This is a genomic window from uncultured Fibrobacter sp. (assembly GCF_946062555.1).
In the GTDB taxonomy this organism is placed as follows: Bacteria; Fibrobacterota; Fibrobacteria; order Fibrobacterales; family Fibrobacteraceae; genus Fibrobacter.
In genome coordinates this window covers 1-24,162 of record NZ_CAMGVQ010000043.1, presented here as the reverse complement: position 1 = coordinate 24,162, position 24,162 = coordinate 1, and the positions used below count along the sequence as shown (strand labels likewise).

Sequence of the window (24,162 nt, the reverse complement as noted above, 5' to 3'; positions counted from 1 at the left end):
GTCATCCTGAGCGGAGCGCCAGCGTAGTCGAAGAATCTTAAATTAAAGTTCAAATGCGAAGCCCAAATTTTTTAATGCCGGGTTCTTCGTATCTTTTTCGCTCAGCAGCGGTTCAAAGCCGTTACCCACCGGCCACTTGATGCCGATTTCCGGGTCGTTCCACATCAGGCCACCTTCATCCTTCGGGTCATAAAGGCGCGTGCACTTGTACACGAACGTCGCCGTCTCGCTGAGAACCACAAAACCGTGAGCAAATCCTTCGGGAATGTAGAACTGCTTCTTGTTCTCGGCGGAGAGCGTAACGCCCTCCCACTTGCCGAACGTCGGGCTACCCTTGCGGAGGTCTACAGCGACGTCGAAGACTTCGCCTTCGATTACGCGCACGAGTTTGCCTTGCGGGTTCTTCTTCTGGAAATGAAGTCCGCGAAGCACGCCTTTCTTGCTGCGGGATTCATTATCCTGCACAAAAACCATGTTGAGGCCGGCGGCATCGAATTCGCCCTTGTTATAGGTTTCCATAAAATAGCCGCGAGCATCGCCGTAAACAGTCGGCTCGATGACGGTTACACCTTCGATGGAAGTCTTGATAAAATTGAATTTAGACATAGTACTATATTCCTTTTTAAAACTTAAAACCCTTCGGCAAGCCCAATGCGTTCTCGAAGTTTTCTGGACATGCAAAAATCAATTCGTTGAATGCGTCAGACATTTCCTTCTGGGCCGACAAATCCGTAGAAAGAAGATCGTGCAAGATGAATATCAAGGCTCCGACAGAATCATTCCTCAACTGCAGCCGATGCATAATCGGAGTACGGGACGGCCTTATTTTGAAGCGGTATCCCCAAAGGCGTCCGTGATGAGCACAACGATTGCGAAGAATGACCAAACTTCGCACCCAGGAAACCACATCATTAGGCGGAGCCTTTAGCGCAGATGCTACTTTTTTTACATGCGACTGGTATTTTAAAGCACCAAAGACCTTTGACCATTTCCCAAACGAGAGATATTCAGAAAGAATCCAACATGGCGGGATATCGGATTCCGTATATGCGGTCTTAAAATGGACAGCGGAAAGTTCGTTGTTGTCGATTGCCCTTTCCAAGGCATCAACGCACTCCTGTTTTAAATTATCCAAATCAATGGAACTTGTAAACAGGCCATCATCCAAGAACCAGAACGGATTCTGTGTTTCCGTCACCATGACATAGTTCAGAACGGAGCGGAATACTATTTCAAACCGGCTGAGATACTTTTGTAGAAGCGTCTTCAGCTTTTCGTCCCACAAATATAGGTCTAGAATTCGGTTGAACGATGTTTCGGGCACAAATTTGTCCAGGCGATTCCCGGCATCGTCAAATTCTTCAAAATAGAGCCCATAACCACAAAAACGATAGTAATTAACCCGTAACAAAACTTGTGCAGCAGAATCGTTATCTATCTCGACACCACGGCTCTTTAACAGGGCAACCTGTTCTTCGAGGGAGGTAGGCTTCTTATTGAATTTCACCGAAACCCCCTAAAAACAAAAGGACTCGCCGTGGTCCGCTCCCGAAGAACGGGATCGCGTGGCGAGTACTATTGTTAATGAATATAACTAAAAACGCCCATATTGTCAACAGGTAAGCGCGAAATTTTACGATATATTCTGCGTCAAAGATTATCAAAGGCACCCCTTTCCGACCAAATATACATTCCATTTTTGTCACAAAGTGTCAAAATGAAATTTTTCAGGAAATTTCTCCAATTTCCTTCAGATATCTCGCCAAGGCATCTTGCCATATGGGAAGCGGTTTGAAACCGGCTTCTACGAGTTTACTTTTGTCCAAACGGCTATTAAATGGACGCGCAGCCTTGCTGAGGCCGTATTCGGCGGTAGTCACGGGAACAACCTTCGTCTTCAAGCCTGCCTGGCGATAGATTTCACACGTAAAGTCGTACCAGCTAATGTAGCCGCCTTCGTTCGTGGCATGGTAGTAGCCGTACTTTTCGGTCTCGTTCATATCAACAAGCAATCGAGCAAAATCCAAAGTATAAGTCGGCGTACCGATCTGGTCGTTCACCACGCGCACGGTGTCATGAGTCTTGCCCACATTGAGCATCGTCTTGATGAAGTTCTTGCCGTTGAGGCCGAACACCCACGCGATACGCACAATAAAGAACTTCTCCAAGGTCCCGCTCACGGCGAGTTCGCCCTCGAGCTTGGTCTGGCCGTAAACATTGAGAGGCTTGTAATCCTTGCAGTCGGGCTTCCAGGGTTCCGTTCCCTGGCCGTCAAACACGTAGTCCGTGCTGATGTAAGTCATCTTGCAATCAAGGGCCTTGCATAAATGTGCAATATTTTCGGTGCCATAGGCATTAATTGCACGAACTTTTTCTTGTTTATCAGCATCTTCTGCCAAATCGACGGCAGTCCACGCAGCACAGTGAATAACTGCATCGGGCTTGACATCCATCAAGACGCGTTCTACCGCTTTCGCATCTGTGATATCCAATTGACGGTATTCACACTTTGTAACAGCAGAACTATCAGCAACTCCTGCACATTCTGGAGCGATATCGCTACCCACAGCAATATGCCCGCGAGATACAAGTTCATTCATCACATCATGACCTAGTTGGCCTCCAACACCTGTCACAAAAAATTTCATATTTTTCTCCTTATTCCACAGTCACACTTTTCGCCAAATTCCTTGGCTGATCCACGTTATTGCCACGCAACGTTGCCACATGATAAGCTAACAACTGCAACGGAACGCACGTCAATATCGGCATAAGCATAGGCAATGTTGTCGGAACACGAATCATGTCATCAGCAAATTCGTCAAGTGGAGAACAATCCTGCGTCGTGACCGCGATCACCTTACCACCACGCGCCTTGATTTCACGAATATTCGAGATAATCTTATCAAACAAAGCATCCTTCGGGGCAATCACTACCACAGGCATATTCTCGTCAATAAGGGCAATAGGGCCATGCTTCATTTCGGCTGCCGGGTAGCCTTCTGCATGGATATAACTGATTTCCTTCAGTTTGAGAGCGCCTTCCATTGCAACAGGGTAGTTGTAATGGCGACCGAGATAAAGGAAATTCTTCGCATCCTTATATTTTTCAGCGATAGCGCGAATTGCACCGTTCATCTTCAGTGTTTCTTCGACTAGTTCTGGGATTTTTGTAATCGCATTTGCGATTTCCATGCCGTGTTCAAAGGAAACTCGACGCTGTCGACCAAGCAACAAAGCAATCATTGCCAATACAAGAACCTGACCAGAGAAAGCCTTTGTGCTTGCCACGCCAATTTCCGGACCCGCATGCAAATACACACCATCATCAGAATTGCGAGCGATGGAGGAGCCTACTCCATTACAAATTCCGAGAACCGTAGCACCTTTTTGGTGCGCTTCCTTCATTGCGGCAAGCGTATCCGCGGTCTCACCCGACTGCGAAATCGCAAGAACAAGTGTCCCCGGCTTGATAATCGGATTACGATAGCGGAATTCAGAGGCATATTCCACTTCAACCGGAACGCCAGCCAAATCCTCTATCATATACTCACCGACCATACCTGCATAGTAACTGGTGCCACACGCAGTGATAATAATTCGGTTAATATCACGTAATTCGCGAATATTGGCTTCAAGTCCCGCTAATTTAGCATTGCCGTCGGCGATATTCAAACGACCTCGCATCGTGTTTCGCAATGCTTCGGGCTGCTCAAAAATTTCTTTAAGCATGTAATGGTCAAAACCGCATTTTGCGACAGCATCTTCGTCAAAGTCAATCTTCTGCACATCGCGCTGAACAGTCTGGCTCTGAAGGTTCAATATTTCATAACCACCACGGTGAGCAACGACAATGTCATTATCATCAAGATAAACAACCTTGTGCGTATGGTTCACAATAGCAGCCACATCACTTGCCAAGTAATATTCGCCATCATCCCCAATACCGAATACAAGCGGAGAGCCACGACGGGCTCCAATCAAGACATCCGGTTCATCTTTGCATATAATCCCGAAACCAAATGCTCCCTCAAGTTTGCCAATAGCCTGGATAACGGCAGATTTCAGGTTACCCTGATAGAAATGCGAAATCAGATGTGCGACGACTTCCGTATCGGTATCGGACTTGAACTCAACTCCGTTCTGTTGCAGTTTTGCCTTTAGAGAAGCATAGTTTTCAATAATGCCGTTGTGGACTACAGCAATCTTTCCATCTGCACTGACATGCGGATGAGCATTATTTTCCGTCGGTGCTCCATGGGTCGCCCAGCGGGTATGACCAATACCGAGCGTGCTCTGTACACCTGCAAAACCCTTCAGTTTTTTCTCAAGGGCAACAATTTTCCCAGCAGCCTTGACTGTCTGCAAGGAATTATTCGAAACAAATGAAACTCCCGCGCTATCGTAACCGCGATATTCTAACTTCTTTAAGCCGTCTAACAAAATGGGAAGAACAGGCTTAGAACCGATGTAACCAACTATTCCGCACATAGAGTAATCCGTCAATTAAAATATTTAGTCAACAGTAACCAAATTACTTTTCTAAACCGATCAATAAGAATGGCCAACAAATAACAAACACACAAAAAACAACAAATCAAAAACAAACATACAATGCCATCATTTAGATTATACAATGCAACTATTTTTTTACAAAAGACGGGCTCACATAGATTTACATTCGTATGTAATAGAAAAACTGCAAAACACGATGACGCAATCCAGTTGACCAATCGATTTGTAAATCGTAGTTTTGAAAAAAATAGAAGTAGAAAAACTGAAGCTAATATAACTATAGGATTAATGTAACTAAAAATTTGTCTTGTTGGATGATTTGTCAATCTAGAAATGAACTCTAAAATACTTAACATAGTAACGCACAGGAAATATCCCATACAGTGAAATTGAATACTCTTTTCACTAAAAAAAGTAGCGAATTTTCGAATATATTGAGCAAGCAAATACAGACCTATAAAAGAGATTGTAGAATATCCTTGCTCAATAAATCTTGCGGATCCCGTTAATCCATAAATTGTTTGGAAAGAGAAAAAACTTATCAAAACTAACAGAAATGCTTTTTTGTCTGATTGATCACAAAAAGCATTCAAAATCGGAGACATTAAGTACAACAACAAATATGATTTAACAAACCAATTCCATGTCGTTATTTGGAAGCAAGCCGCAATTCCTTTAATATTTAAAGGAACATCAAGAAAAATTACGCAGAAAGCGTATATGAGTAAACCAAAAAAGAAAACCTGAAATAAAAAACTCAGCAAAGATTTCCATTTAAAATGAATCCCGAACCATCCTGAAATTAAAACAAAGACATCAACACATACAATACAGGCCGATTCCAAGACAATTCTTGTCATAGACGGAATAACACGAGTTGCACACTCTTGTGCTGAAGGTCCCCCATCTAGCGCAAAATAATTGGCATGGACAGCCAAAACGGACTCTATCCATAAAACTGTGTCATTCACCACCAAGCATCATTTGAAAAATGATGTAAATTGAGGAACTATGATGACACACGAAGAATATAAAGAGATGATCAAAAAAGCAGCATCTCAGTTCAAAACAGGAAAGCCAATTTTTGGCAAAGACGGAGCATTTCACCAAGTATTGGAAGATTTTTTGAATGCTGCATTAGAAGCGGAAATGGATGTTCATTTGGAAAAAACAAAGCCCGAAAATCGAGAAAATCGGCGCAATGGGAAAATGCCGAAAGAGATAAAAACGGCATACGGAGCAGTCCAAATAAACACGCCTAGAGACCGCGAAGGAAGCTTTAATCCTGAGATTGTGAAGAAACGTCAAACCGTGCTTGCCGAAGGTCTTGCAGACCGAATTATCGGCCTTTACGGACTCGGACAAAGTATGCGCGATATTCAAAAATATTTGGAAGATGATTTTGGCGAATACATTTCAGCCGATACCATTAGCAACATCACAGAACGCGTGTGGCCAGAGATTAACGAATGGAGAACGAGACGTTTAGAAACGGTTTATCCCATCGTTTGGATGGACGCAATTCATTACAAAGTAAAAGATGAATCAGGCATCGTAACAACGCGAGCAATTTACAATGTCATCGGTGTTGATTCAAATGGTTACAAAGATTTGCTAGGCATGTATGTGTCGCAAAGCGAGGGTGCAAAATTCTGGATGCAAGTCCTTTCCGATTTGAAAAATCGCGGAGTGGAAGACATTCTCATCGCTTGTGTAGACGGACTTTCAGGCTTTCCGGACGCAATAGAATCCGTGTTTCCAAAGACCAATGTTCAGTTGTGTGTAGTGCATCAAATTCGAAATTCACTCAAGTACATTAACGCAAAATCACAAAAAGAATTTTTGAAAGAACTGAAGTTAGTTTATGCGGCATCGACCAAAACGGAAGCCGAAATTGCACTCAAAAAATTAGAAGAAAATTGGGCAAAAAAATATCCAATCGTCATTCAATCTTGGAAAGAAAAATGGGATAAACTTTCGTGTTATTTTGATTATCCAAGTGAAATTCGTCGCATTATTTATACGACAAATACTGTCGAAGGTTATCATCGCCAAATTCGAAAAGTGACAAAAACAAAAGGTCTGTTTCCAAATGATGACTCGCTTGTAAAACTCGTGTACTTGGCGTATCGAAATATCAAAAAGAAGTGGAAAAAGCCATTGCAAAACTGGACAACTTGCGTACAAAAATTATCGATTCTTTTTGGTCAAAGATTTAATCCACTCAACTTAAATCAAATTCCAAAATGAATTTTCTCCGCCCCCAAACGGAAACACAAAAACTTTAATTGGATGATTTTTTTTTCAAACAAGGAATGATAATTTTATCATTTCTTGTTATATTTGAATTGCTTCAAAAGGAGAAATTTGAAGTTGTCGCAAAGACAAAATCGAGTTGAAAAAACATCGCTTTGATTTTGCTTTTCGCTTCTTCAATTTTGAAATTTCAAAGCTCTTTTTTTAGCTAACAAAAACTAAATGACACAGTTTATTTGACAGAACCCCAAAACGAGGAACATCGCTATTATGCGAAGTAATTCAAAATTTGATTGTCTTTCCATAAACTTTCTTTATTTTTCAGACATTTTTTTTAAGCAATATTCAACAACTTCATTAGTAAAGCCACCAAACGGATCCTGGCCAGTCATTTCTAGAAGCCAATAAGAAAAACCGCCAATATTTTCTTCAATCAAAACAGGATTTTCATTTACATCTAGCGAAATGTCTAAAGCAATAAGTCGACAATGACGATTTTGCAGAGCCACATCTAGGGCAAATTTTCTTATTTTTTCCCAGCATGGAATTTTCAATTTTTCATGCGAATAATCAATGTCATTCCATACATCCGTTTTACATCCATATTGATCCAGTGTCGTTTTCATTAAAGTTCCATCGGATACATTTATTCCTACAAAACGTCCACCCGCATGCGCATTATCAACGAAAGTTCCTTTTCGACCAATTCTCACTATACCTCCGGTCAAATGAATCTGTTCTGTTTTTACAGAACGATATAAGCATAAACGCATTGTATTTACAGAGGTATCGCAAAGTTTCGAAAAGAATGGGTGCTGTTGAACGGCTTCTTGTAAAATAAAATCATTCGATGACATTAGATATTGCAATGATAATTTTTCATTATTAGAATTGAAAAATCCATTTTCTTTCCTGAAAAATTTAACGACACCAACACCCGAATCAGTATCTACACTCGGCTTGAATATTAAATCTTGATATTTTTTCAGATAACTTTCAAAATCTTCGCACGAACAACTAAAGCCTTTGTTCAAAAAGAAATCAAAATTTTCGTTCAAAAGTTGTCCTCCATCAATTCTTCTTAATGTCGTTTTAGGAGTGTTAATGTGAGGCATGTATTGGCTGTATAAATTTTTATCCGAATAAAAATCTCTATATCGAACAGGATTCAAATAACGCTCTAGATACATTTCTCCAATATATTCAGGAACAATATGCGGAACTTTCCCCATATATCGAGAAAAGAAACGATACGATTCCGTTTCTATTTTTTCAGGGAATCGGCTCCAGAATGCGATATACGCATCTTCTCCATCAACATACTCGTTAGAAATGTTGTTTTTTTGGAGATACTTAAGAGATTTGATTCTATAAAATCTTTGCGCAATACGACGTCTTCTTAAATTCCATAGAAACTGTAGTAATTTTTTTAATCTTCTTTTCATTTAAATAAACCCCTTGTTTTTTTTATTATGGATTTGGCGTTCCGAATGATTGCACGAATAAAGTTGTTAGAGAACCTAACATAAAGGATTGTCCTCAAGCCCCGTAAGCCATATCTAGCATTATAGTGTTTTAAAGATATGTTCGCAAAACATTGTGCGTTGGAATCAAAATCAATTAAGGGCTTTTCAATTTTTTCATGTATTGTAAACAACTTATACTGAATCAAGTCGTTAAAACGAACATCATATTTTTCATAATTGGCATCTAACCAAGAAAGAAGATTAATCCAATAGTCTAAACTATAATTACCGTTAGACGCCGAACCTGGATGGCATACGATTTCAGCAACGACATCATCGATAGATTTAATGGAATTTATCCTGCTTGACATCAATAGATTAAAAATAAAATCTTCATTATTTTTTATTGATGGATGCACAACAACTCGAGGTTCGGATAAAAGGACATCCTTTCGCCACATTTTCATATTTAAGCCTTTAGGATGTTCTGATATAAACCTTCGATACTTCTTATTTCCTTCAAGAATCCCACTGAAGCTAGTCCCATAAATAACATCGTTTATTCTATTTCCATTTTCATCAATATCAACGCAAACGCCATTCACATAGTCAACTTCTTTTTCTTTCATCGCTTTATAAAAATTCGATAATGCCGTAGGAGGCATTCTGTCATCACCATCCAGAAAAGCGATATATTTTCCTTCAGCAGCATCAACTCCAGCAAACCGAGCCGACATAACGCCGCCATTTTCTTTGTGAATGACTTTTATCCTGCTATCAGAGGTTGCATATTGATCACAAATTTTTCCCGAATTGTCTGGAGAACCATCATCAACCAGAATGATTTCATATGAATCAAAATCTTGGTGCTGAACACTTTCAATTGTTTTAGCAACATAGCGTTCTACTTTATAAATCGGGATTACTACCGAAATTTCTACATTACTCATTTTTTTATTTCCTTTTTAAAAGCTTATGGTAGATACGTTTTAACGCATCAACGCATTTTTCATTTAATGAAGGTTTCAAACATTTTTCTACAAGGTTTTCAAAAGAATCAGTTGAATTAAAATTTTTAAAGAAATAATTTCTCTTTGGGTGGGGCTTTACAGGATTGACAATTGCAGGGTTGTAGTAGACAGCTTTATCATAATCAGTGTCAAATACATTTAATTCTACAGTTTTATTTAAAAGTTCTTTGCCCTTGATAGAATTTGCTAAAACAAGCGAGACCCCTTTATTATCATCAACAGATGGCATAATTCTATCAACACCCCAAAAATCACCTAACGTCAAATCAGCATGACTTGCCCCAGCTTTCGCTTTACACTCATAGCAAGAAGGCCTTAATATGACATCCCATAAGAACGCCTTCATATATGGATTATATTTATAAGGGGTTGAAAGGGTACAGCTTTGCCCCTTCATGGTAAAACTGAACCCTTTCCATCCACTGCATTTGTCACGAAAAGATATATTTCTAATAGGGAACAACCCAGAATTTTGCCTTTTACACCAATTCAAATAAGTTTTCCATACCATTGGAGAAGGCGCGCCATGACAAACCACATCAACAGTGTAAAGACTATCGTAATCTTTTTTCAAGAAATGCTTCAAACCTGAAATTTGGCATGGGGTTCCCGAAAAAAGAACAATCTTGTTCTGATTCAGAAAAAATTTGCACTTGGAAAAGCTTTCTCCAACTTGAGCCTGAACATATTTGGATCCTTTAAAAGCCTCTAAAGAATCTTCATCTTCAGCATAAGCGATTACTACTTGATAATCCTTGTCAAAACACGCCCCAAAAACAACGCCGTTTTGCCTTAAAATCGTTCGCGCCAACGCAGTAAACGCACCTCCGCTGGAACTCGTTAAACGAATTTGCTCATTCGTATTTATCACACCATATGTGCTTATCGGCTTTTGCTGTTCATACACGGAATTGAACGGACAAACTTTTTCACAAGCTCCACATTGAACACAGACGGAAGTGTCAACCACAGGATACAAAAAACCTTCATTGTCGGCACGCATTGTTATGCAATTTTTTGGACAAATTTGCATACACGCACCACATCCGCAACATTTCTTTTTATCAAACAATTCAATCATACTTTATTTCTAAAAAATGGAATTCTTTTCATAACAAAAAAACGTTCACCTTTAGACAGCCCAAAAACAAAGCAATTTAAGGAGGATATCAAAATTGAAATAAGCACCATTGCAATCCATTTGTAAGTAAAATCATATAGAGCATTTTTCACAAGCATTACAAGAATAAGAGATAAGAATGTAACACAAAATACTTTTAACGCAACCTCCATAACAAACCGGCGAATTGACAGCCCAATCATTTTCTTGACCATTACAAGTCGAACAACATATGCTGTGCAGCAAACAACAAAATGGACAATGAATACAGACCATGGAGCACCTCCAAATCGTAATACCACATAGGATATAGGAACAATCACCAATAAGATTCCCCCAACAATAGTCTGATAAGCCTTAACTCGTCCAGTTGCTGCAACGGCATTCATCAAGGGACCTGCAGTTGCATCAAGCATTGCTGTTACCAATATTATTCTCAAAAAAACAACCGTATATTCAGGAACGTCTTTCAACCATATTTCAAGAATTGTCCCCGTTTCTAGAAGAATTGGCAGAGACACAATGAACAACAGATAAAATGTGAATTTACATCCACGCAGTATAAGTGAATGCATTTCATCTATTTCATTATTGGCATAGGTTTTCGTAATTTGGGGAGTAACAGCCATCTGGAAGTTTCCCGCAAATTGCAGAACAGCCCCCTGTACCTGAACAGCTATACCACGTGCAGCATTTACAACAGGGCCAAAAAAGACATTTAACAGCATATTTTGTCCTTGAGTAAACAAAACTGCTGCAAAATTCCCCCACAAATTCCACCCTGCAAAAGAGAGCATTTCTTTAAACAGAATCTTATCTCTTTTTAGGTACATACGAGTTTCAGCGAAATGTCTTTTACAATACACCGAATAAACGCAACGTAAAAGCAACTGAATTGAGGCTATCAATATTGCATACAAAATGAGTTTATCGCATTCTGCATAAAGAACAAAATACACTGCAGCGAGTTTTAGTGAAACTTCTAATACTGATATATAAGCAAATGCAGACATTTTTTCATGCGCAATTATTGCCGCATTATAAGGGAAACTCATGATGGCGACAACAACAGTAATCACGCTTAATTGGAAAACCCACATCGCCGCATTCGCTCTATCTGGGGCAATAATCATCTTTTCTTTAAGAAACCATATTCCTACAGATTCCGCCAACACAATTACAACTAATGCAATAAGAAAATGTATTTGCATACTCGTCGCAAAAACTTGTTTTAATCTTTGGGGATTTTTTTTCCCTAACTCATAAGTAATATAGCGCTGCGTAGATGTGGTCATCGCACTATTCAAGAAGGCGAACATAGTGACAATTCCGCCGACAACATTATAGACCCCATAATCAGAAACACCCAATGCGGCAAGCACAATACGACTCGTATATAGCTGTACAGCCATCGTAAATGCCATTCGAATATAAAGAATGATTGTATTCTTCACAATTCGTTTATTATTTGCATGGGATTCTATTAGCTGCATTTTAAGAAACCGAAGGTGTTAATTTTTTTTGAAGCCAAAGAAGGGATTCTTCACGCCATTTTTGCAAAGAGTCATCAACAAAAGACCAGTCAACAACAGAATTCAACTTTTTAAAAGCATCCTCATAAGATTCCGATGATAATACGATTCTATTTTCTAAATGATTTTTTTCAAGTAATGTTGAGAACCGTTCGTTCATTCCGCTTTTTTGCCCACTAGTGGGCAAAATCAAAAAAGGCTTATGGAACAACAGACAAAATACGCAGCAATGAAAACTATCCGTCACCACAAATTGTGCATTGTCAATGTAGCTAAGCCATTGCGATACCGAAGGAATCCTAAATCCATCTAACGAACACTTGACAACATCGTCTAATAAAAGTTTCTCTATGGATGCCGAAAGTTTTTCTCGAATTGTATAGATAAAGGAATATTTTCTACGATTATTTTCGATTTTAAATTTCTTTCGATAAAATTCTCCATTATGCAAAATCGTTGGATCACAAACACAAGAAACATTTTTTATTCCTAGCGATTGTAAATATTCAACAGAAGAACGTTCTCGAACACTAACAGAGTTAAAATTTTTCAATAGACGGAGTGCCTTCGCTTCAAAGTCCTTTGGCCAGGATGGCATTCCTAATGATGCGGCATAGGAAATTTTACGAGTTTCATCAGATGCAAAACCTGCAAAATAAATGTATTCTTCGTCTGATACAAAACGAGCATTCCAAATTTGATCAGAGCCAGCAATTATACAATCATATTTTAGAGACAGGTCCCTTGTGTTTTTGAATACTTTATATTTCTGACACGGAATTCGCTTCCAATCAGAAAAAGTCGGTTCTCGTATTTGATTTATAAAATTTTTGAGCCACCAGTAAGGATGTAAAAAAGGCCAAATATAACGATACTTTTTTTTCCGTTCAGCAAATAAAACCGCAGATCTAGCCTTGTACGCAAGGACTTTTGAATTCGGAATCGTATTATGCAATGCATAACACTGTAAAAATGCTCCGTAGTTACGAGCTTTCCAAAAAGTGACGATTAGTGTTTGCATCTACGCTCCGGCAATTCTATCAAATCTCCCCATTCCTTTTCCCATGAAATCGGCTTTGCTTTCATAAAGCCTCCATCATCAAAAAAAGTCATTTCTCCGAAATAAACTTTTCCGTTTATTTCATAGAAATCAACTCTGACGTGAGGAATGCCTTCCGAAAGGATTTTCGATATTTTTTTCATTTCTTCCAAACAAATAGGCTTTTCCGGAATTGTCGTCGAATTGGGAACTCGTTCATCCTGCAAATTAATATGATTAAAATTCATATCAAAATAATCGAACGTTTTATTATTATTTTGTCGGCCCTTTGCAATTAACAAATACTTTGGTTCCGCGTTAAATGTATAGAACTTGTAATCTCGTAATTCCTTATATGTTGAATCTTCCATATAAGGCTCTGCTATAATTCGTGGAAATACGTTTTTATACGGCCATTCGCGACTTTGCCAGTAAAAATTACGATTCAGCGAAGCCGTTATCTTTTGGCGAGCAGCCATAAAATCTAACTTTGACTTGTCTTTGACAATCACAAGTCCACCACTATCATGCGTGCACTTTAGTACGAACTGGTTCGACAGTTTCCCGAAATCAATATCTTCAAACCTGTTCCAAACTCCAAGAGTAGGAATCACATATTGTTCGCCAATCTTATCTGCCACCCATTTCTTGACGGCATACTTGTCGACAAGTGTTGTGTACAGTGGATTTCGGTTGTAAAGCTTAAGCCATTGCAACTTTTCATCAAATGTTTTGGGATTGCGTAAATTGAGAGGATATCCCATCATTTTTTTAAAACGATATTTCAAATATAACGAATCAGGAATTAGCCGCTTTATAAAAGTTTTTACAACCATAAACAAACCTTTCAATTATGCTTGTTGATTTGAAATTTGAGATTAGAATAAACATCTACTCCCAAGCATCCAACATCATCTATTGTCAACTCATTTTTCCATAATACATAAGGCCAAGCCAACTGGTCTCTCAAACTACCTGTTCTCAGAAGCTCATTCCACCATTCATTTAAAAGATTTGAACTCCGATTATTTTTTAGATCTGCAACAATTACATTGGCTTCATTTAAGCCATAATTTTTAGGAAATCCTTCTGAACAATACTTCGCCATTTGCTCCTTGATTTTTTTTGCCGAGCCTCTTCTGTACAGCAAACAAACCATAGCTTCATCATAAACACAGTCTCGTGCACCATGACGGTGCATTGCCAGTCCGGTTTTGTCACCGCAATTCTGTATTAGAGTGCGAATATCCGACACAATACGAATATTCCCATCTATGTAAATGCTGTACTCATAATCACCGAATAATTCCGATGGATGAAATTTCAAATAACGATTCATTAATGTCGGTGACAGCGTTTCAAGTTTTCGAGGAATCGGGCTGTACTTCCATTGACTCTCCTTGTTTTTGAACATATCGGGGTTATCAACAAAAGCAACAAAAGACACATTGTCGTATTTCAGCAATGGTTCCGGTATTTGATCGTAATTCCCTACAACACAGGTATAAACCACTATTTTTTTTTCTCGAAAATTCAAATCTTTCGGTAAAATCGACGGAGAATGGATTTCTTTAGTGTATTTTTTTGCAATTATTTTTGCGGCTATATTGTCGCGAAATAGTTGAAAAACTTTGCTAAAATGCAAATGCGAAATAGCCGTGGAATATTTTAAAAATGCATTGCCAATCTTTTGAGCCCTTGATTTCCTCTCTTTTATGAAATCAGAATTTAACCGTTCAATTGCAGCAACATAATCAAGCCTATCCATTTTTCCACCTACCGAATGAAATAGCATTCAATTACATTAAAATTGAAAATGCTTACAAAAAAAATAAACCCCATTACAGCCAGAACTGCAATTGATTGCCTACAATTGATTCGTTTTTGGCGTCCAACATTTATTGTCCTCACACCCCTATCAAGCAATATTGCTGCCCCAATGTATAGCATCAGCCACATCGGTCTTTGAATCCTAAAAAAATTGGTATCAAATAGGGATAACGGCAAAAGAATTGAACTAACCAATGCCGCTTTTTGTAAGAAATCATAATAATTTGCTTCTGTTGCGCTAACAGTTCTCTTCATTCTATTTGCAATAAAATTAAAAGCGATTATCGTGCCTATATACGCCAAAATTCCAAACGAACCTATTGCTCTACCATTTTCAAAATACCGATCCATCCTATTAGCGTTAGTCAAGGCATTAGCCACTGAAAGCAAATGATTCTTCAAAAAGAAGAAGGATACAAAACATATTACAACCATATAGGCGAATTTTTTCTCTTTCCCTTCAAAAAAAGGAAAAAGAAGAAACGAAAAATAGAAATAAAGCGATGAATGAATGGCACTAGCCAAAAGCATAAATATTATGAACTTGCCCTTACCGTATTTTGCCTTATCTATGAGAAATTGCGTAGACCATATTGCAATACTAGAGGCTAAGAAGAATCTCAATTGCACCAAATCCATTACTGCAGGAAATATTAAATAGCAAACCCAAACAAAAGATGCATATTTGGGATTTTTCACATAATGATTTATCAGTTGCAAAATAAAAAATCCAGAAACTAAAACGATTACGGATTTATACATATAATAATCAAATCCGCATGAGGAAAAAAACTTACACAAGCCAAGCCATATGACACCCAAATCCGTATAATCATTTCCCGCTGCAATAGAATCATATGCTCTTTTATAGTTTTGCAAGTCAGGATCATCCACACCATAGCACAGAACCGACAAAAAAAGAACAGACGTCAGCCCAAACAACCGCATTTTATCTTTTGCGAAAAAACCAACAAAAATGAGGATACAAAAAACAGCTGCAAACATATTATTTTTTCATGATAGTCAAGGCGTCCGTGAGAACGCTTTCCCATAGACCTTTTTTATCTCTGGATTTCCACAAGAGTGAAATGAATCTTCTAAAAGAGAATCCCGCTTGCAGGAAAAGAATTCTTTCATCAAATACTGCAACTAAATTTTTCAAATACTGTATTATCGTGCCAGATGCTTTGAAATAATTCGCGCACTCTATCATTTCCTTTTTTTCAGTTAGATTTTTTTTGCAATCAAGAATTCTCTTTTCCAACGAGGTCTGATGCACCAAGCCTATTGTATTTTTTGAGTATATCCGATATTTTGTAGTTATTACGTCAAGGTAATACAATCCATTTTTTAAAGCAGCAATAAAATTAACCTTCCAATCATGAGGCATTGAAGAGTCTATTGCAAGAAAATCCTGCTTCAAGCACGAACGAAAAGCACAACAACAGCCTGGAGCAATATTGAACACAGCAACATCGTTTACAGAAATTGGCACCAGCGCACCTTTTTTCACCCTACGCCGTATTAAATTATTGTTTGAATGCCCCCATAACAGTTTAATCGGGTTTTCCTGTCCATTTTCATCAATTCTGACAAAACTAGTCCCTAGTGCCAGCACATTTGGATTGTCTAAAAATGTCTTTGTGATAATTTCAATTTTATTTTCGACCCATAAATCATCATGATCGCACAATACAACAACATCACCAGTAGTCAAGCTTATTGCTTTAGTGAAGTTCTTTGAAAAGCCAACATTCTTTTCATTACGAACAACTTTCCAATTGTTCAAATTATTTTCTTTTATAAAATCTTCTATCACATCGGCAGTTCCATCAGAGGAACAATCATCACAAAAAACAACTTCATCTACAGATACTGTCTGTTTGACAATAGAATCCAACTGCGAAAGGATATATTTCCGACTATTGTATGTAGCCATTGCGACAGAAATCTTCATACTACACACTCTTCCTTGCCGCCTTATACCCTTTAAATATGCTTTTCCACATAGCGACGCGACTTCTAGACAAAGGGTATGTAATAGAAAAGAACAAAAAAAGTATTATCATGAATGGCGTACTTGTTCTAGCACCAGCATTGGGATATTTCTTGTGAATAATCCAATTGTTGCGAGCAAAGTAATACAACCTCAAATCGTTATACACTGCCGCAACCTGAATGCGTCTGAAAATATTTGCTTTTGTCAACCGATAAAGCCATTCGAATATGCGATTTTTTTTCGCCTTCCCCATTTGTTGAATCAAATAAGTTTTATTCGCCCGAACAATTATATATCCAGATTGCATTACGCGGCAATTCAACTCAGTATCAACACCATCAATAAAGAAATCTGTTGCATAGCCACCTATTTCGGAAATAACATTAACATTTGTCAAACAAGCAGATGTAATACAGTCTATTGGATTTGTTATTTTGCTCATTTCTGGCAAATTCAACTGCCGATATGTTTCAAGGGTGTATTTTCCGTTATTCAATACAAACGGACAAACAAGAGCGACCTGGGGCTGGTTACAGAATTTAGAGTATTCTTCTATAAGGTTGTTTGCACAGATTGAATCCTGATCCATTGTCAAGATCCATTTAAACCCATCATCTTTTGCTTGACGCAAGAGATAATCCAAACCAAATGCAATACCAGCATTTTCGGGATGTCTATAGTAGCAAACGTCTTGATATAATGTTATAAAATGTTCAATTTCAGTCTTATTGCCAGATGCGTTGTCAAAGAGGTATATCTTTTTCACCTGTCCAACAAGGGCGTCAACATTTTTTTTTAGAAGGTCAATGTCAGGATTATATAAGATAATTCCCGCACAAGAAATTTGCTTTAACTCATCTACGACCATTTCCATCCCCACTTATTAAAATACTTCACAAGTGAAACAGCATGGATTCGAGTCAGTTTAAAATTAGTGTGGCTAGCCTTTTCCCACTTATGCACAACGCGAACAGCTGGGTGCACAACAATCCGGCTTTGCTTGCGAATCGTCCTACACAAATCGGCATCTTCCGCATACATAAAGTAGCGATCGTCAAAGCCCCTGACATTCTTGAAAAGATCCGTACGAACAACAAGGAAGCTTCCCTGTACGAATTCGCAGTCAAAATCCTTCGTTTTATCGACATCTTCCATGGTATGGAAGTCAAATCGTTTTTTCAAAGGCTTTATGCGCACATAGCGGCAAAGCAGGTCATACACTGTGATATCACGCCTATAGACCCGGAGCACATTATTGTACTCGTCCGTCAAAACAGGTGCCGTCATGCCAACATCCTGGCTCTCGTTCAAAAAAGACACTAACGGGGTGAAAACATCAGAATAAAGGACAATGTCGGGATTTACAATAGCATGGTAATCCGAATTCAGACAAGGAATTACATAGTTATGGCCTTTCCCGAACCCAAGATTCTTCTTGGTATCCACATATTCTACATCGTCATATTTCGAAAGGCTTTCAAGAAATGCACATTTGTAATGATTGTCGTCCGCATAGCCACTGTTATCAACAATATAGAGTTTCTTAGACAAGGACTTGTCCGTAAACCGTTCAATAGAGTCTATAGCCAAAAGGACGTCATCGTATTTTTTATAGACGACAATAGAGATGGAAAGTGTTACATGGTCAGGCACGATAGAAGCCCTCTCTAACCCAAATTTTCCGCAACAAAAGCGGCGTCAAGACACCTGTTTATCGCGGCTTCAAGACGCCCCTTCCCCAGTCTACGGGGAACTGCGGGGTGCGGTCCGGCAAACAAAAAGTCTCTAGTCAACGTCATCGCGAGGGTCTCGTCCGTTCAATGTGCGGCAATCCGTGATATCCGTTACCACAAATTGCGTAATTGCGTATAAATCTAGAAAATTACGAAATTATTACAAGGGGGGGGTACACGATATATGGTGAATATTCCGGCCAGAAAAAACCGCTAGTCCGGAATGGAGGAAACTGCAATACCGACTTCAAGGAAACCATTTTGATAGTTCTATTTTTTGCTCAATTCAGAATGTTGGGACCGCGCGGGATTCTTAATCATGTTCGCGCGAGCCATTCGCAAACAAGCATATTCAAAGGCGGCATGTATATGCGAATGCGAGATGCAGGTCTTATCCAGCCAAAAGCAAATCACAAAATGTGAGTCAACTGCATTTTCAGGGACGCGGTTTCCGTTTGACCGGTACGCCGGTTTCCATTACTCCGGTTTCACGGTGTACTTTGCTCCGGTATATTCATATGGCTGGGGAAATGGAAGATCTGGGAAAATTTGGGATTTTTGCGCGAATTTTTGACAGTGCTTGGCACGTTTTACAGAAAATGTAAAATAAATAGTTCCCAGTAACTGCCTGATCTCGCAAAGGGAATGCCCTTGACACTACCTATTATGTAGTAGTATATATTTGTGCAAGTGCTTTATATCGTATTCGTGGGCAATACAAGAATGGGGAAGCTTACATTTTCAAGCACAATCTACCTTTGGTGGTCATGGTTCACAACACCAAAGTCATACCCTCATCAACTTGTTCAGGCCATCTTCAACGTAAGACAGTAATTTTTCACCCAATTTAAACATATTTGTCGAGAAAATGGTGGGGAATCCAGATGTATCTTCACAATAATTGTTTTTCGCATTCTCAATATTAGTCCTAAGCACAAGCAGGGCTTTTGACGGATTCACTCCCCCTGGAATTTTGTCGTTCAAGAAAGTCTTTACACACTGACTTATCTTTTCTGGTATTTGTGGAATCTGAAATCCATCAAACCGGTCAGCTCTTTTCGAGTAGTACAGCCACACCTCAATGCATGGGTTGCTGATAATTAAATTTATGTTTAATTCTCGGCATTTCTGCTGAAAACAAACCAGATGGTCCTTAAACACATCGACATCAGAAACCACATAATATTCATCCGGTTTTTCATGCGATGCAGACGTTTTGTACTGTTTGACCTTCTCCTCCGCCAAATCAAAGACCAAGGGTCTCATACCCGTTGCAAAACGGTCTTCACAGAAAAACTCAAACCTCAAATCTGGAAACATACTTGGATTTTGGGTTAGGTATTTAAAGTATCTTCTTTCCCGAACCGTGCCCCCAGACAAAACTACAATAAACGCCTTAGGGATTTCAAAAGAATCTTTCTTTTGATACAGCAGATTTCCTTCTCGAGCAGGTTTCTCCGTAGCATCATCCACAAACGCCGTTCGCACTTGGGGCGGCATCAGCTCCAACGAAGGCTCAGATTTCTTATATTTTCTAACAGACACTCTAAACAGCCTCTAACTGTTTAATTTTGGGAATTCCGCCATAACGTCCATCTAGGTATCCATTTTCAATATTGATTGTATTATGGATTTTGAAGTCATTCAAGGAACGCATGGTCGAATTGCCGCTATCCTTACTAACAATCCACAATTCATCCAATCTAGACAAGTTCTGCTGATCCATCAACTTTGTCAAATGAGTCGTAAAAACAAGCTGTCCTTTAGACGGAGACCGGCCAAAATATTCCAGCAATTTGTAAACCAAATTAGGATGCATGCTGTTTTCGATTTCATCTATGACAACAACCTTTTGCATATTTATAATCTCATAAATCAAGGGCAACAATGTCAAAAGCCGAACAGTTCCATCCGATTGGCTATCAATATCCATTCCCTTCTTATAGCCATCAACTCCTAATTGATCAAAAAGGAACTCTTGCACATATTCTTCCTCTTTTTTGCGAACAAGGTAGAATTCATTTCTTCTATTAGAATGGGCGGACACCGAATAATTTTTCATATCACCCATGCCCCCATGCGCAAAATCATTCCTATATATTTTTCCCCGCTTTGTATTCAGCCAATCCTTGAACTCGTATCTGGATATCGTCAATTTATCCGAAATATCTAAATCCTTCATGAACAAGCTCGAGAATTCAAGCATCTTCGGATTAGAATCCAACAATTCAATCAATCGGTCTATGCGAGAATTAATCGATACTGTGACTAACGTGTTTTTGAACCAATTATACACATCCTTTATCAACTCGTGATCCAAGATTGGGAATTGTTCATTTAACGCCAACACTGAAGCATAGGGATTTTTCTTAAGCAGCATTTTTGAAGATTCCACATTCGGAACACAATCCCCTTTGATTTCGTAACCAAATCGTTCGAATATCAGCACATCTTCCTGTTCACCGAGTCCAGAGATCCATAGTTTCTCTGAAACAGACTTCCCTATATCCACTTCATAGATAAAGTAATTTTTTTCATAGAATTCAACCTTAAGCGAAAAAGGCTCGTCGTTTCCATTCTTTAATTGAAAACGATAATCATCAAATTCAACAAACCTAAAAAAATCTGTTTTTGTCGTGAACTTTTTTAGGAACTGCAAAGCTTTGACCAAATTCGTCTTTCCAGCTCCATTGGCACCATAAATAGCAGCCATTTTCAATAACGGCACTTCTAAATCATAGATATGATTACGGAAACGCTCCCTTTTGGGGTTAGGGAACATATCAAATTCCGTCTGATTATAAAAAGACAGAAAATTCTGCATTGTCAATCGCAAGAGCATAATGATAATCCTTTTTTTATAAATATACAAACAAAAATAAGCAAACGTGAGAAATTCACGCAAGAAAATCAAAAAAATCAAAAATGCGTTAATCTTGGTTACAATAGCGCATCCTGACCGCAGTCCCCGAAGCATTCGATATGCTGAACAAACTGGCCAGCAACAGTGGCATTCAGGAACTCGAAAAAGCCCTGCTTTTGCGCCCACTGAATCTTCGTTGAATCGAAGAAAGTCTGTTCAAACCAGAATCTTGTCGATTTCTGCGTCTATCTCGGTGGAGGTGGCAAGGCTGTCGCGCAAGATGTTTCCCCGACCAATTACAGGGAAAAAGGAGCGGAAAGATACTTTACCCTTCTTCAATTCCAGGTGCTTCCGGAACTGGTTCGGGCTGTACTCGCGAAGCTTGGCAACGGATAGTCCCGTTACCTTTTCGGCATTCTTTTCTACCAGAGCAAAGGAATCCATTTTCGCCTCGTGGAACAGTTATCTTGTTACCCCGCTGCGGGGTGCGGTCCGGCAAACAAAAAGTCACTAGTCAACGTCATCGCGAGGGTCTCGTCCGTTCAATGTTCGGCAATCCGTGATATCCGTTACCACAAATTGCATAATTGCGTATAAATCTAGAAAATTACGAAATTATTACAAGGGGGGCATGCGGTATACGGCTGGGGAAACGTGGAAATTTGGACGAGAAAAGCCCCCACCCTAAAAAAACGCCACGTACCTCTTGACAAACCTCACTCGGAAATCTATATTAGTGCACAAGTGAGCATTGTTTCACGACGACACATGAAGATACGCGCAGACTTGATTTTTGAATTTGATAAATGTATATTTCGCTAGAGGACACCATCAATGGCTACATCGAGCATAAAAAACAGTTTCACAGTGGCAGGGACCAAGCAAGTCAAGTCCTTCGTTAACGCTGTTGAGCGCTCGTTAAAGAATCCTGTTTCCAGGAGTCGTGTCAAGGCAGAAGTTCTTAGCGGTACATCCGGTTTAAGAAAGCTTTCACTGCTCCGAAAAAAATATGGATTCTAGAACTTACTTCGTCTTAAACATCAGAGAATATCTGGGTAACGCACCCTTGGAAGAAGACCTGTCCGGTCTCCAGAATCTTTACGAATGCCCCCTGAGCAGGGATGTAGAGCACTTCCTGAAGAAATCGGCAGTTGAATTTGCAAAGAAACACCAAGCCGTGAGCTATCTGGTTTTCTCCAAGAAAAACGGGGCTCTTCTCGGGTATTTTGCGCTCGCGATAAAGACAATTTCCGTAAAGGCGCAGAATGTATCCAAAACAATCCAAAGAAAACTTTCCCGAATGAGCACCCTAGACGATGACGGCGAATACAACATCCCCGCATACCTGATTGCGCAACTCGGGAAAAATTTCCAGGCAGGGCTGAACGACTCAATTACGGGGAACGAACTTTTGTCTCTCGCAATGGACCAAATTCTGCTTATGCAGCACGGGGTCGGTGGAGTTCTTTGCGTCTTGGAATGCGAAAACAAGAAAAAACTCCTGGATTTCTACTGCGTGCAAAACCACTTTGTCGAGTTCGGGACGAGGAGAACCAAATCCTCAGACAAGAACCTATTGCAGTTACTGAAAACGATTTAGGACTTTGGGATTGTTCAATTCAAATCTGAGATTCTAGATGACATTTGTACAGAGATAATCTAAACGATGGCTTTTGAACGCATGTAAGCCATAAGGGGCAACCAATGAGCAACTTTTACGCCGAGACGCGTGCGATTGTGGAATCCAAGGCGAGCACGCTGTCGAAATACACCTACGACACATACCTCTCCCACCTGCGCAAGCTGCAGATGTACAGGCCCACGGCGGAATGCAGCGACATCACCGAGGCGTTCGTCTTCGGCTACATCGACTTCATGCACGCGCGCAAGAACAGCGCCGGCTGCATCTACCGCTCGCTTTCCATACTTCGGATGTTTATCAGGGAACTGCTCCGCAGGCGCAAGATGCGCCGCGACCCCATGCGGGACTTTCCGCTCAAGAAGGTCCGCAACCGCCGCGAGTTCCTGGAAATAGACGAGCTCGAAAAGCTGTACTCCGGCTTCAGGGAACGCTCTGAGCAGCTCAACTTCTCCGAGCGCGAGGCGCTGCGGGCGTTCCTCTTCTCGTGCTTCACGGGTCTGCGCTTCTCGGACCTCCGGGCGCTCACCCTGCACGACATCCACAACGGCAAAATACGCATCTTCACGCAGAAAACCGGCGCGCAGGTCTACATCCCGATTCCCGCCCAGGCGCTAGCCCTTCTCGAGGGCATTGGCGAAACGGCCCTGCACGTGGTGGACAACTCCACGTTCAACAAGAATCTCCGCGCCGCCGCCAAGAAGCTGGACTTCCACAGCCACCTGCACGCGCACATCGCGCGCCACACCTTCGCCACCTCGTGCGTCTCCTTCGGGGTGCCCATCGAGGTGATATCGAAAGTGCTCGGCCACGCCAACATACAGACGACGCTCATTTACGCGAACTACTCCAACAAGGTCATCGACCGCGAGATGAAGAAGTTCAAGATAAACGTCCCGGCAGGGTGATATGGCTTTGGGCAACAAAATTACATAACAAGTGGGCCGAGAAAAACGGTACATAGAAGGAAAACTTGACATAGAGGTCGCCTAAGGCAGCGTTCCTCATCGTCCTGGACCAACCGTTCCAGGGCTTCTTTATTGGAAATTTTGGCTCTGTTCCCTCAAATGGTAAAGTGGTCGGTTTTTTCCGACAGGAAAAACCGGTTTCTTAATTGAACTTTTTTCCTTATGCGGCCG

General features: G+C 40.0%; 22 protein-coding genes. 3 read left to right on the top strand and 19 right to left on the bottom strand.

The features are described 5' to 3' along the window. Positions 1-42: 42 nt before the first annotated feature. The 5 genes from rfbC to Q0P86_RS11970 form a co-directional block, all read right to left on the bottom strand. Positions 43-606, bottom strand: coding sequence for a dTDP-4-dehydrorhamnose 3,5-epimerase (rfbC, locus tag Q0P86_RS11990; protein ID WP_295039720.1), 564 nt, complete (start codon positions 604-606; stop codon positions 43-45). 16 nt (positions 607-622) lie between these two features. Continuing rightward, positions 623-1,507 (bottom strand): Abi family protein, encoded by an 885-nt coding sequence (locus Q0P86_RS11985; RefSeq protein WP_290994297.1) that lies wholly within the window; start codon positions 1,505-1,507, stop codon positions 623-625. Positions 1,508-1,727: 220 nt separating this feature from the next. Then, entirely contained in the window at positions 1,728-2,648 is a 921-nt protein-coding gene (rfbD, locus tag Q0P86_RS11980) for a dTDP-4-dehydrorhamnose reductase (protein WP_295039718.1), read from the bottom strand. Between the two features lie 10 nt (positions 2,649-2,658). Continuing rightward, positions 2,659-4,491: a glutamine--fructose-6-phosphate transaminase (isomerizing) gene (gene glmS / locus Q0P86_RS11975; protein ID WP_295039716.1), complete on the bottom strand. Its 1,833-nt coding sequence runs from the start codon at positions 4,489-4,491 to the stop codon at positions 2,659-2,661. A gap of 11 nt (positions 4,492-4,502) precedes the next feature. Beyond that, a complete protein-coding gene (locus Q0P86_RS11970; RefSeq protein ID WP_295039715.1) occupies positions 4,503-5,486 on the bottom strand; it encodes an acyltransferase family protein in 984 nt (327 codons plus the stop codon). 43 nt (positions 5,487-5,529) lie between these two features. Between Q0P86_RS11970 and Q0P86_RS11965 the strand changes: the two genes are divergently transcribed. Beyond that, positions 5,530-6,765, top strand: coding sequence for an IS256 family transposase (locus tag Q0P86_RS11965; protein WP_095879753.1), 1,236 nt, complete (start codon positions 5,530-5,532; stop codon positions 6,763-6,765). Positions 6,766-7,085: 320 nt separating this feature from the next. Here the strand turns inward: Q0P86_RS11965 and Q0P86_RS11960 are convergent, their stop codons facing one another. The 14 genes from Q0P86_RS11960 to Q0P86_RS11895 all read right to left on the bottom strand — a co-directional run bounded on the left by Q0P86_RS11960 (position 7,086) and on the right by Q0P86_RS11895 (position 21,828). Further along, positions 7,086-8,216: a sugar-transfer associated ATP-grasp domain-containing protein gene (locus Q0P86_RS11960; RefSeq protein WP_295039713.1), complete on the bottom strand. Its 1,131-nt coding sequence runs from the start codon at positions 8,214-8,216 to the stop codon at positions 7,086-7,088. After that, positions 8,213-9,187 carry a glycosyltransferase family 2 protein gene (locus tag Q0P86_RS11955; protein ID WP_295039711.1) on the bottom strand — a complete coding sequence of 325 codons (975 nt, stop codon included), beginning with the start codon at positions 9,185-9,187 and terminating at the stop codon, positions 8,213-8,215. Before Q0P86_RS11955 ends, Q0P86_RS11960 begins: the two co-directional genes overlap by 4 nt. Positions 9,188-9,191: 4 nt before the next feature. Then, positions 9,192-10,349: a Coenzyme F420 hydrogenase/dehydrogenase, beta subunit C-terminal domain gene (locus tag Q0P86_RS11950; RefSeq protein WP_295039709.1), complete on the bottom strand. Its 1,158-nt coding sequence runs from the start codon at positions 10,347-10,349 to the stop codon at positions 9,192-9,194. Beyond that, complete coding sequence (locus Q0P86_RS11945) at positions 10,346-11,800, bottom strand: hypothetical protein (RefSeq protein WP_295039708.1); 1,455 nt, start codon at positions 11,798-11,800, stop codon at positions 10,346-10,348. Before Q0P86_RS11945 ends, Q0P86_RS11950 begins: the two co-directional genes overlap by 4 nt. Before the next feature lie 82 nt (positions 11,801-11,882). Beyond that, positions 11,883-12,941 carry a polysaccharide pyruvyl transferase family protein gene (locus Q0P86_RS11940; protein WP_295039706.1) on the bottom strand — a complete coding sequence of 353 codons (1,059 nt, stop codon included), beginning with the start codon at positions 12,939-12,941 and terminating at the stop codon, positions 11,883-11,885. Further along, positions 12,929-13,795, bottom strand: a complete 867-nt coding sequence (locus Q0P86_RS11935; RefSeq protein ID WP_295039704.1) for an ATP-grasp fold amidoligase family protein — start codon at positions 13,793-13,795, stop codon at positions 12,929-12,931. Before Q0P86_RS11935 ends, Q0P86_RS11940 begins: the two co-directional genes overlap by 13 nt. An 11-nt stretch (positions 13,796-13,806) precedes the next feature. Further along, entirely contained in the window at positions 13,807-14,727 is a 921-nt protein-coding gene (locus Q0P86_RS11930) for a glycosyltransferase domain-containing protein (protein ID WP_295039703.1), read from the bottom strand. An 8-nt stretch (positions 14,728-14,735) separates the two neighbouring features. Next, entirely contained in the window at positions 14,736-15,794 is a 1,059-nt protein-coding gene (locus Q0P86_RS11925) for an EpsG family protein (RefSeq protein WP_295039701.1), read from the bottom strand. A 1-nt stretch (position 15,795) separates the two neighbouring features. Next, complete coding sequence (locus Q0P86_RS11920; protein WP_295039699.1) at positions 15,796-16,746, bottom strand: glycosyltransferase; 951 nt, start codon at positions 16,744-16,746, stop codon at positions 15,796-15,798. A gap of 1 nt (position 16,747) precedes the next feature. Continuing rightward, positions 16,748-17,656 (bottom strand): glycosyltransferase, encoded by a 909-nt coding sequence (locus Q0P86_RS11915; protein ID WP_295039697.1) that lies wholly within the window; start codon positions 17,654-17,656, stop codon positions 16,748-16,750. Continuing rightward, positions 17,647-18,441, bottom strand: coding sequence for a glycosyltransferase (locus Q0P86_RS11910; protein WP_295039696.1), 795 nt, complete (start codon positions 18,439-18,441; stop codon positions 17,647-17,649). The genes Q0P86_RS11915 and Q0P86_RS11910 overlap by 10 nt, the downstream gene beginning before the upstream one ends. Before the next feature lie 866 nt (positions 18,442-19,307). Next, on the bottom strand, positions 19,308-20,066 hold the full coding sequence (locus tag Q0P86_RS11905; protein WP_295039693.1) for an RloB family protein: 759 nt from the start codon (positions 20,064-20,066) through the stop codon (positions 19,308-19,310). A gap of 1 nt (position 20,067) precedes the next feature. Then, a complete protein-coding gene (locus Q0P86_RS11900) occupies positions 20,068-21,345 on the bottom strand; it encodes an ATP/GTP-binding protein (RefSeq protein WP_295039691.1) in 1,278 nt (425 codons plus the stop codon). Between the two features lie 255 nt (positions 21,346-21,600). Continuing rightward, entirely contained in the window at positions 21,601-21,828 is a 228-nt protein-coding gene (locus Q0P86_RS11895; RefSeq protein WP_295039689.1) for a hypothetical protein, read from the bottom strand. A 565-nt stretch (positions 21,829-22,393) separates the two neighbouring features. Here Q0P86_RS11895 and Q0P86_RS11890 point away from each other — a divergent pair. Next, positions 22,394-22,984 (top strand): GNAT family acetyltransferase, encoded by a 591-nt coding sequence (locus Q0P86_RS11890; RefSeq protein WP_294111977.1) that lies wholly within the window; start codon positions 22,394-22,396, stop codon positions 22,982-22,984. 104 nt (positions 22,985-23,088) lie between these two features. Beyond that, a complete protein-coding gene (locus Q0P86_RS11885) occupies positions 23,089-23,931 on the top strand; it encodes a site-specific integrase (protein WP_295039687.1) in 843 nt (280 codons plus the stop codon). The last annotated feature ends 231 nt before the right edge of the window (positions 23,932-24,162 follow it).